This window comes from Moorena sp., from assembly GCF_982860115.1.
This window is the reverse complement of record NZ_CEYLVT010000248.1, coordinates 1-10,558: the sequence shown is the minus strand read 5'-3', so window position 1 is coordinate 10,558 and position 10,558 is coordinate 1. Positions and strand designations below refer to the sequence as shown.

The 10,558-nt window shown below is 43.9% G+C and carries 7 protein-coding genes and 1 pseudogene; 6 read left to right on the top strand and 2 right to left on the bottom strand.

Going from position 1 to position 10,558, the window contains the following annotated elements; genetic code table 11:
- The first annotated feature begins 382 nt into the window (after positions 1 to 382).
- From AC4II3_RS27870 to AC4II3_RS27860, 3 genes are all read left to right on the top strand, one after another.
- Positions 383 to 835, top strand: a complete 453-nt coding sequence (locus AC4II3_RS27870; protein WP_488014235.1) for a cupin domain-containing protein — start codon at positions 383 to 385, stop codon at positions 833 to 835.
- Between the two features lie 207 nt (positions 836 to 1,042).
- Positions 1,043 to 2,533 (top strand): SLC13 family permease, encoded by a 1,491-nt coding sequence (locus tag AC4II3_RS27865; protein WP_488014237.1) that lies wholly within the window; start codon positions 1,043 to 1,045, stop codon positions 2,531 to 2,533.
- A gap of 56 nt (positions 2,534 to 2,589) precedes the next feature.
- On the top strand, positions 2,590 to 4,311 hold the full coding sequence (locus AC4II3_RS27860) for a CocE/NonD family hydrolase (protein WP_488014247.1): 1,722 nt from the start codon (positions 2,590 to 2,592) through the stop codon (positions 4,309 to 4,311).
- On the opposite strand, the gene bioF is transcribed toward AC4II3_RS27860, so the two are convergent.
- Together bioF and AC4II3_RS27850 are read right to left on the bottom strand one after the other, a co-directional pair.
- Entirely contained in the window at positions 4,238 to 5,413 is a 1,176-nt protein-coding gene (bioF, locus tag AC4II3_RS27855; RefSeq protein WP_488014239.1) for an 8-amino-7-oxononanoate synthase, read from the bottom strand. The two genes, AC4II3_RS27860 and bioF, sit on opposite strands and share 74 nt — an antisense overlap.
- A 47-nt stretch (positions 5,414 to 5,460) precedes the next feature.
- A complete protein-coding gene (locus AC4II3_RS27850) occupies positions 5,461 to 5,781 on the bottom strand; it encodes a hypothetical protein (RefSeq protein ID WP_490722970.1) in 321 nt (106 codons plus the stop codon).
- 515 nt (positions 5,782 to 6,296) lie between these two features.
- Here AC4II3_RS27850 and AC4II3_RS27845 point away from each other — a divergent pair.
- The 3 genes and pseudogenes from AC4II3_RS27845 to AC4II3_RS27835 all read left to right on the top strand — a co-directional run.
- On the top strand, positions 6,297 to 7,172 hold the full coding sequence (locus tag AC4II3_RS27845) for a DUF928 domain-containing protein (RefSeq protein WP_488014243.1): 876 nt from the start codon (positions 6,297 to 6,299) through the stop codon (positions 7,170 to 7,172).
- 123 nt (positions 7,173 to 7,295) lie between these two features.
- Positions 7,296 to 8,648 (top strand): nuclease/transposase family protein, encoded by a 1,353-nt coding sequence (locus tag AC4II3_RS27840; protein ID WP_488014245.1) that lies wholly within the window; start codon positions 7,296 to 7,298, stop codon positions 8,646 to 8,648.
- Positions 8,649 to 9,689: 1,041 nt separating this feature from the next.
- Positions 9,690 to 10,502, top strand: a pseudogene (locus AC4II3_RS27835) (reverse transcriptase N-terminal domain-containing protein); the annotation flags it as partial.
- Between the last annotated feature and the right edge of the window lie 56 nt (positions 10,503 to 10,558).

Below are 10,558 nucleotides of genomic sequence, written 5' to 3'. Positions count from 1 at the left end.
CGCGAGCATAACTCGCGAATAAGTTTTCCCTTTTTTCCAAAATGGGATGCTCCCGTGGGGTTTAGGGGAATTCAAGGGCTATTTCATATTTCTTTACAAACTGTCCCAGATTAAGTCAATCGCCCAACAAAAATTTAGATAATATTAAATTTAATAGCTAGGGATTGGTAGATAAAGTAGACTGCAACTAGTCTAAGACTGTGCGGCGACTATCTTACTAGATTATTGACTAAGATTATTCCCTAAAAGTTACCACTTACAATTCTAACCAATCCTTGGCTTTGAGTTGGTCAACGATTCTCCGACAACTCTCAAAGCACTTAACTAATTAAGTTATCAATTAAATTTTCAACAGTCAACCCTCAATAGTAATAACTCAACCATGGATAATCGTTGCATGATTCCCGTAGTTAGGTCTCCCAAAGACTACCAAGCTTATCGTATTAGTCCCCAGGATAAAAATCGCTTAGCCATTGTCTTCGATCCAGACAGTGCTAATGCTTCAATAACGTTTTGTGTAGAGATTTTTGAGCCAGGAGGAAAGACTCCGCTCCATTATCATCAAATTGGAGTAGAAATGTTCTATATCCTCAAGGGTCAAGGGTTAGCCAGCTGTGATGGCAAAATCGTTACGCTGCGGACTGGAGATACCTTATTAGTTCCGCCTACAGGAATTCATGAAATTAGAAATACTGGCACTGAGCGTTTGTATACCCTGTGCTGGATGGTGCCTAATGAGGACTTTGCTGAACTAGTTCGCAGTGGTACACCGGTTGAATTCGATGAAGAGGATATGAGAGTGCTTGGGCGTCAAGATATGTTAGTAGCTTGTTGAAAAATTTATGTTGAATAACTAAATAGCTGGATATCTGGGACTGTTAATCACTTCGTATTTAGTAAAATCCCAGAGTAAATACCAAACCTGTTAAATCCAGCAATAACAGGACTTACGGAAAACTGGACTCCAAACTCACTTATAGTGTAGGCTTCGTTAAGAAAGCATCTTACTACTAGAAGTAGAGTTACTGCGTAATTCCTGTTGATGAAAAAAAGCTTTTACTTAGGAGTTAGTATTTTTACCTTATTCTGGCTCCTTTCATTTTTTCCAGCATTACTTCCTGAAAATTTACCACCAACTGCTGTGAGAATGCTAGGAGCAACGCTTCTCATGGCAATTTTTTGGATTGCTGAAACTATCCCGATTGCCGCCACCTCCATTATTCCCTTGGGTTTATTCCCCTTTTTAGGAATTATTTCTGCTGAAGAGGTTGCTTCCGCCTATGCTTCTGACGTAGTCTTGTTATTGATGACAGTTTTTTTTATTGCTAAAGCGGTTGAAAAATATAACCTACATCAGCGGATTGCTTTCTACATTATTAGCATTGTTGGTACCCAACCAACTAGGGTAATTTTGGGGTTCATGGTAGCAACAGCAGTATTGTCGATGTGGATATCGAATACAGCTATCACCTTGATGATGCTGCCAATAGCTATCTCTATCATTGAACAAACGGCTCTTGCCAATCCCAATATTGATGTAGGTAAAACTCTGGGAACTTCCCTAATGCTGGGAATTGCCTACGCAGCTAATATTGGTGGGATTGGAACCCCGATCGGGACACCAATTAACCTGATATTTCTGGCACAATTAAAAGAAAATTTTCCAGACAATACCCCCATTACATTTTATCAATGGATGATGGTGGGAGTGCCAGCTGTTTTGATATTTATATTGTTAACTTGGATCTATTTAACTAAAATTACAGTCAAGCTTGATAATAACAGTTTATCCTCAGACTATTTTAAAATTCCAGACAAAGAAGTCCAGAAACTGGGTAAAATGTCTCAGGGAGAAAAATACGTTGCCATTTTATTTGGGTTAACAGCATTGTTGTGGATTTTTCGGGCAGATATCACCATCGGTTCCTTTACGTTAACGGGTTGGGCAAGCTATCTGGGGGTGGCTAACTTTGTTCATGATTCCAGTGTGGCTGCCCTAATTGCTGTGATCATGTTTATACTTCCTGTGAAAACAGAGACGGGGGATAAAATCAACCTCCTAGACTGGGAAACGGCTGTGAAAATTCCTTGGGGAATATTGCTGCTATTGGGGGGTGGAATTGCAATTTCTAAAGGGTTTGCTGCCTCAGGTTTGTCTCAATTACTAGGGGATAATTTACAAATTGGATTGCAGGGACTTTCAACGGTTTTAATGGTGGTTTGCATCTGTCTATTTATCACATTTTTAACAGAAGTGACCTCGAATACAGCAACCACAGCTGTGATCATACCTATCTTAGCTACTGCTGCACCGATTATAAATGTATCACCTGCTTTGTTGATGTGGCCCGCCACAATTTCTGCTTCCTTCGCGTTTATGCTGCCAGTGGCAACTCCTCCCAATGCAATTGTTTACTCTCAGGAGTATTTCCCAATTTCTACCATGGTTAAGGTAGGATTAGTTTTAAATATCGTTGGGGTGATTCTAGTAAGTTTGTTGATGAATTTTGTAGCTATCCCTATGTTGGGGTGACTAGAGGTTACAGGTAGCAGGTTGGAAGGTTGAAGGTTAAACAAGAAACGGCATCAATGGTAACACGGGATGGAGTGCGGCTGGATGCGGATATCTACCGTCCCGATAGTGCTGGTGAGTTTCCGGTGTTGCTGATGCGGCAACCCTATGGAAGAGCGATCGCATCTACGGTAGTCTATGCTCATCCCACTTGGTATGCTGCCCAGGGTTACATTGTAGTGATTCAAGATGTCAGGGGGAGGGGCACTTCCGAGGGTAAGTTTGATTTGTTTGCCCACGAAGTCGAAGATGGCTTTGATAGTGTTAACTGGGCAGCAAGTTTACCCGGTAGCACTGGGGATGTGGGCATGTACGGCTTTTCCTATCAGGGGATGACTCAACTGTACGCTGCTGCAAGCTATCCCAAGGCTCTGAAAACGATCTGTCCAGCGATGATTGGCTATGATTTATACAGCGATTGGGCCTATGAGGGAGGAGCGTTTTGTTTACAAGCTAATCTGGGTTGGGCGATACAATTAGCAACAGAAACGGCACGATTGCGGTCAGATGAGCAAGCCTATCAACTGCTGTATGCAGCATCTCGGAATTTACCCCTGTATGACCTAATTCCGGCTCGCCCTCAAATTCTCCAAGACTTAGCACCAGACTCTTTTTATCACGACTGGTTAGACCATCCTCACCCAGATGAATACTGGCAAAAACTATCTCCCAAGGGAATGATGCAGGATGTAGACATGCCCATGTTACACATTGGCGGATGGTTTGACCCATTTTTGCGAGGGACACTTCATTTATATAAGGATATGGCATCTGATGCCAGTTCGCCCCAGCATCTGATCATTGGACCTTGGGCGCACCTGCCTTGGGGGCGTCAAGTGGGAGCAGTAGATTATGGTCTCCAGGCGAATAGTCCCGTTGATGCCTTGCAAGTGCGTTGGTTTGACCAGTTCCTCAAGGGAATTGATACCAACGTGGTTGAGCAACCGCCTGTTTGTCTATTTGAGATGGGAACTAATCGGTGGCGTTATTTTGATAGTTGGCCTGATGGCAATCAGAAATCTTATTATCTGGTAACTTCCGGTTTAGCCAGTGTCAGGGAAGATTCTGGAAAATTAGTCCCAGAAGAGTCTCAAGACATGCAACAGCCATCGGAGACACAGGGAGTATCCCAAATCCAGTATACCTGTGATCTATCCTGTGATTTATTAGTTCATGACCCTTGGCGTCCAGTTCCAGCCATGGGGGGTCATGCAGGGATGCCAGTCGGTTCATGCGATCGCACTGCCATAGATTGTCGCACAGATGTTTTAACCTACACCTCTGAACCATTAGCAGAAGATTTACATTTGGTAGGGGATGTGGTGTTTGAGGTGTTTTGCACCGCTGATACTCCCAGTTTTGATATCTGTGCAGTGTTGTCAGAAGTCCATCCTGATGGCAGGGTTTACAATATCACTCAGGGATATAGACGGGTCAATCCTGGGGACAATACTACTAATCCGTGGCGGATTAGATTGCAGGCAACTTGTGTGCGTATTGCTAAAGGGAATCAGTTGCGCTTGAGCTTAAGTGGGGCTTGTTTTCCCGCTTATCCAGTGAATTCCGGCACTGGGGCTTTCCCTAGTGAAAGCCGATTGATCGATGCTCAGATTATTACTTTGAAGGTGAGTTGTGGAGGAGATTATCCAACTCGTGTTTTATTACCTATTTTGAACTCTCACAGGTCTCCAAAGCAGCAACTAACTGCTCGAAATGATCCAATGTATGAGTTGCCATAACTGAGATCCGAATTCGACTCGTAGGCACTGTCGGAGGACGAATAGCAGGGGCAAAGATACCAGCTGCTTTCAAAGTTTCGCCAACAGCAAGAGCCTCAGTAGCACTATTTATGGAAATGCAAAGGATAGGTGACTCAGAGGGCAAACAGTTGAGATTAGGCAGCTGTTGAGTAATTAACTGTTTGAGAGTCTCTACATTATTCCTCAGTTGAGCGCAGCGTTCTGGTTCTTGTTGGACAATTTGGATTGCTGCCAATGCTGCTGCAGTATCTGCTGGAGATAAGGCAGTGGTGTAAATCCAGCTAGGAGAACGATTTCGGAGGAAATCAATTAAAACCGCTGAACCAGCAACATACCCTCCTAAACTCCCCAAAGCTTTACTGAGGGTGCCAACTTGAATAATCGTTTCTCCAGTACAGCCAAAATGTTCCACACACCCAGCCCCTGTAGCGCCCAAAACTCCCGTAGCATGGGCTTCATCCACCAGGAGCATACAATTAAATTGGTTTGCCAACCCTAATAGCTCAGGCAAGGGGCATAAATCACCATCCATGCTAAAGACGCTATCAGTAACAATTAAGCAGCGACGGTACTGTTGTCGGTATTCAATCAGTTGACCCTGCAAAGAAGCCATATTGCAGTGCTCATAGTCGATTACCTGGGCACCACTCAAAATTGCCCCATTTTTCAGGCTGGAGTGATTGTACTGATCCCCTAGGATTAAATCCCGTTTCCCTACTAACGCCGCAATCGTACCTATATTTGCCAAATACCCAGAGCTATAGATAATAGCATCTTCAGTTTGTTTGAGAGATGCGATCGCATTTTCCAATTGTCTATGGAGTTCCCGGTGTCCAGTAAGTAATCTCGAACCAGTGCTGCCAGTACCATAGTCCTTAGTAGCAGTAACTGCTGCTGCGATTAAAGGAGGTGAGCCTGCCAGTCCCAGATAGTCATTACTAGCAAAGTTAATCACCTCTCGCCCTTCCAGTTGCACCACAGCACCAGGCATACTTTGTAGACTTTGTACTGAACGATACCAATTGGCTTTCTCAATCGTGGCCAGGGATAGCTTTAGCCAAGCATAAGGGTCAGTAGACATTAGAGATTGTATTGGGGGTGAGACTTGGGCTTAATGCAGGTTGAATCTTAATCATCTTTTTTCGCCTTCACCCCAACTAACTCTGAATTACCATCCAAAGAACCGTATAGGATATTTCCCCTCTTGTTGTCTGGTTTATACAAAACTAGTCGTTGCTCCAGTCGTTGCAGCTGCCGTTGAGCTGCTTGTGGATTCTTCGAGTAATACTTCTTCAGGTCAATCTTAAAGTGGCGATTAATTTCTGACCATGGGATGTCCCAAAGTTGGTCACCACAAAGTACCTCCAATTCCCATCCTTCAATATCAGTGTCTTTGATGTCTAGCTCAACTTCCCTGGGTTCAACCTCAATCAGCTTGCACTTCTCCATTTTGTTAGGGGAGCAGCTACTGAGTAATGTTACTCCCACACTTAGCAACAAGAGGATGCTAAACAGTTTTTGATTAAAAAAAGATTTTTGGTAAATTTTCATATCCGCCACCAAACTTGACTCCTAATAGTATTTACTCATTCATCCCCAGCTAAATTATAGATTTGATCTAGGGATGAATTACCGGAACTGTGAACTATCCATTTCTATCAAAAGGCAGTTGACAAAATACTATTTTTTTGCTACAAAATAGTCTAAATTCACCAGGTACAGTAGCTACGTAAGTCCTGAAAATGAACTATTTTTCAATTTTGGATTCGTCAATTACTCGATTGTAGATCAAACTAGATATAGAAAATAATCACTGGTCAGTAGAAAAAATTAGATAGTTCATTCAGTTGAGTGATAATGAGGGTAGCAACGAGATCCAAAAAACTAGGGATAGTAAGTAACAACTGACCAATCACCTGACCAATCACAAGGAAACATTCCTTAAAAATTACTCTTTATGAATCATGAGCAAGATAAAACTACCGTTAGCACCGCCAATCTTAGGAATTGCATTAGCAATTGTCAGCTTTAGTAGCTCTATTGCCTTACCAGGTATTTCAACAGCTAATCCTAGCAATTCCCGGTTGGACTCAGATCAACGTTCCCCAACAGCAGAAATCGCTCAAAAGCACCTAGACCAAGAGCGAATTACTTCAAGAAATCCACAGCCATTAGGCATCAGTCTAGATTGGGTGCCACCAAATGTACCGGAACGAGGTGTACCTGGTAAACGAAAAGCAGCGGCAAGCCGTGGGCGATGTCCAAAAGTCGAGCCACCTTTGACTGCCTTGGTTCCTGCTACTCCCAGCATGGCCAGTGAGGGTCAAATTCCATCAGAATCGGTTTTCGGCTTAACCGTTGTTTCTCATCCCACCTTCTGGTTTTATGTTCCCTATGCCCTGACACCCGACTTGCCTTTGGAGTTTGTGCTACAAGATGAAAACTATAACGAAATCTACTGGACTAAATTTGTTGCCTCATCGTCCTCACCAAGTGTAGTAGGCATCGAACTTCCATCAACAGTCGCCTCCCTTGAGGTTGGTAAACAGTATCGTTGGTACTTTGTGGTTCAATGTGAGCGACTGGGGTCTCCTGTAGTGACAGGCTGGGTAAAACGGATGTCACTCAACCCATCCCTCAATAATCAGTTAGACCAAGCGACATTAGAACAGAAAGCGATTATCTATGCCAGATCAGGGATCTGGTATGATACCCTTAATGCTCTAGCTAAGCTACGTCAGCAAAATTCTAGCAATGACCTGGTGATCAAGGATTGGGTGAAATTATTGCAGTCTGTTGACTTAGATGCGATCACGCAAGCACCCTTTCTGGAATTTTAAGATCAAGTCCCGCAACTAAACCCCAATAAATAGGTATAAAACAGTATTTAACTGTATAAAACCGACATTGACATTTTACTAGCGCTAGAGTATACTTAAGATGTAGGACACACTCAGTTAACAATGCCAAGAAAAGTAGGAGCAACAAAGAAAATATCGACTCAGGTTGTCCCCGTAGTGGGGATGACTAAGTCGGTAGAGTTTGAGTTGTTGTCTACGATGAAAAAGTTAGGAATTGTCAGGTCTGAGTCTTACAATAAACTAGGCAGCATTAACCATTGGGGACTGGACTGGAAAAAGGCCATCCCGGAAGTGAAGAGTTTCAGGACTCCCGATACTCTGGGATTGCCTGCCAAGTTGATGGATTGGACTGTAAACGATGTAGCGAAGGCTATCACAGCGAGCCAAGCAGCTTGTATCGACGCCGTTGTAATAAAAATTTATAAAAGGTTTCCTGGGAAAGACAATCAAAAGACAAGAAAGGAGCTTTGTAAACAGCTTAAGACCTTGGCTTTTCTGGAGAACCCACTGCTGCATAGGCTGGTCATAAAGGAGTTTAAAAGGGGTCATTCCTGGGTCAATAACCAGATAGTCTATCAACAAATAGGCTATAAGTGCAGGAGGCTCTCCCGTAACACTTATCAGCTAGAACTAGCTGGATTAAGAAGAGGAAAAAGAAACAGAATAACCGTCAGATCTAATCGCCAAATAAACGGGCAGATTAGATTAATCCACAATCACACTCTACAAAGATTTGAAATTCACTTCTTAGTAGATTATGGAACAGTGGAAGTACCCGCTAACCGCCACCCTATCGGGATAGACAAAGGGTACACAGAGGCTTTCTATGATTCAAATGGCCAAGCGCATGGCAAAAATTTGGGCAAAGCGGCTACCAAAAAGTCCGATCGCATCTGTGCCAAGAATCGTAATAGAGGAAAGCTTTGGGCGATACATAGAAAGTTAGAAAAACTTGCTCCAGCAAAATCTGCTCGTATCCTTAAAAACAACCTAACTAGAAAAACAGAAAACAAGCGATACAGACAGAACCAAGCCGAACTAACTGCCATAATAGGAGCGGCCTCCAAGTCTCTTTTTAATGGTGAATCACTCTTAGTTTTTGCGGAAGATTTAACACAACCAATAAAAAATAAACGCCAGTCCAAAGCTATGTCCCGTAAGCTTAATAGCTGGATGAAAGGGAAAATGCGGGACTCCTTACAGAAATGGGCTGATTGGACTGGGTCGGTTGTTACGGAAGTTCAGCCTAGCTACACGTCGCAAGTTGACTCTGTTACTGGAACCCTGTTGGGGGAAAGAAACGGGGACAATTTTACCAGGTTTAATGGGGTCGTGTTGTGCGGCTTGTTCCTAGTAGGAGCTGCCTATCCCAGGCAGGGTATGACTAGGGGATTCGCGGGGAAAACCCCGAACTCTAACTACCTGATGGATGGTGGTGAAAGTCCACCCCATTAAGAGATGATGTGACTCCTTATCTGGCCACACCGAGCAAGGTGACAACCTAGCAGAGTGAAGCTGGCACCAGGGCGGAATCAGAGGTGAAACAGATTAGCCACACTGCCGCTAAAAGGGAGACGATACGGATAGATTAACAAAAGTCCTAAAAAAGTGTCTTACCCCAAAGCCGCAATCTGAAGATATGCGAGATTTCACCCTCTAATCCTCACAGCGTTATAACACGAACAGCTGTAATCTCCGAGGAGAGGGTAGGCAAATTGGACTGTCCTAAACCGTCATAACAATCTATCAGGTGGAACAAGTAAAAACGACAGCAAATAGGTCTAAGGACTAGTCGAACCTTAGTAAGCTATGTCAAGCTTAATCCCTACTGTCGGGTAGGATGCAGCCGGAAACTGGCTGCGGGTATCCAGAGTACACAAACTTTTAGGAGAGCATGGGTAGACGCATGTCCAATAGATATAGCGACCTTTGGAGTGCGGCTTGTTCCGAGTAGGAGCTACTCATAATAGAGTAGGGTATGACTCGGGGGCGCGTGATAAAAATCACAAACCTAACTACCTGTACGGATGTGGGTGAAAACCCCACCGCTGAAGAGACAGTAGACTCCTTATCTGGCCACACCGAGCAGGCGACATCCTAGCAGAGTGAAGCTGGCAACAGGGCGGAATCAGAGGTGAAACAGATTAGCCACACTGCCGCTAAGAGGGAGGCGATATGGATAACAGTAGCAAAAGTCCTGAAAAAGTGTCTTAGTCGCAAGCCGCAATCTGTTAAAATGCGAGACTTCATTCCTTATATCCTCACAGCATTTTCCAAAGATAGCTGTAAACTCCGAGGAGGGAATAGGCAAATTGGACTGTCCTATAGTCGCCAAAAGAATCTATCAGGTGGAACAAGTAAAAACGGTAGCAAAAATAGGTCTGAAGGAAAGGTCGAACCTTCGGTAAGTTATGTCAAACTTAATCCCCACTACCGGGTAGGATGCAGTCAGAAACTGGCTGCGGGTATTCAGAAATACACAAACCTTAGGAGAGTATGGGTAGACACATATCATATAGATTTAGTGACCTGTGGAAGGGGCAAAAGTGGAAGAAACTCCGCCAAAACCTATTCCGCCTACAGAAGCGCGTGTATAAAGCAGTTCAAGCTGGTGACTTAAAGAAAGTCAAGTCATTACAGAAACTGATACTAAAATCCCGTTCAGCGCAACTTTTGGCCGTCCGTCAAGTGACACAGCTAAATAAAGGTAAAAAAACGGCTGGAATTGATGGCAAGTCAAGCCTCAATTACCAAGAACGCATGGAATTGGTGGAAACACTGAACGATTATGGGACTGACTGGAAACATAACCGGCTTCGTGAAATTCCAATACCTAAAAAGAATGGAAAAGTAAGAGTGTTAAAAATACCAACCATAGCCGACCGTGCATGGCAAGTAAGCGCCAAATTCGCCTTAGAACCAGCCCACGAGGCCAAGTTTAATGCCCGTAGCTACGGGTTTAGGACAGGCAGATGTGCCCAAGACGCACAAAAATGCCTATTCCTTAACTTAAGGTCTACAAGTAACGGTATAAATAAGCGAATCATAGAACTAGACATAAAGAAATGCTTTGGCCGTAGGCCACGCTTCGCGAACGACCGCATTTCCCACAGCTCCATCATGGATAGATTGTTAGCACCTACATGTCTGAAACAGGGGATTTTCAGATGCTTAAAAGCAGGCATCAATCCGGAATTCCCGGAGCAAGGAACACCCCAAGGCGGTGTGGTCAGCCCTCTACTAGCAAATGTGGCACTAGACGGAATTAAAGATATACATACCAGTATTCGGTACGCCGATGACATGGTTTGTGCGACCTGAAAGGCGCACGGTAGAGTGGGAGACTCTTAAAACCTCCCCAGGCA

Coding starts and splice junctions, on each gene's coding strand:
- AC4II3_RS27870 (WP_488014235.1), top strand. CDS start 383: ATGGATAATCGTTGCATGATTCCCGTAGTTAGGTCTCCCAAAGACTAC.
- AC4II3_RS27865 (WP_488014237.1), top strand. CDS start 1,043: ATGAAAAAAAGCTTTTACTTAGGAGTTAGTATTTTTACCTTATTCTGG.
- AC4II3_RS27860 (WP_488014247.1), top strand. CDS start 2,590: ATGGTAACACGGGATGGAGTGCGGCTGGATGCGGATATCTACCGTCCC.
- bioF (WP_488014239.1), bottom strand. CDS start 5,413: ATGTCTACTGACCCTTATGCTTGGCTAAAGCTATCCCTGGCCACGATT.
- AC4II3_RS27850 (WP_490722970.1), bottom strand. CDS start 5,781: ATGGAGAAGTGCAAGCTGATTGAGGTTGAACCCAGGGAAGTTGAGCTA.
- AC4II3_RS27845 (WP_488014243.1), top strand. CDS start 6,297: ATGAGCAAGATAAAACTACCGTTAGCACCGCCAATCTTAGGAATTGCA.
- AC4II3_RS27840 (WP_488014245.1), top strand. CDS start 7,296: ATGCCAAGAAAAGTAGGAGCAACAAAGAAAATATCGACTCAGGTTGTC.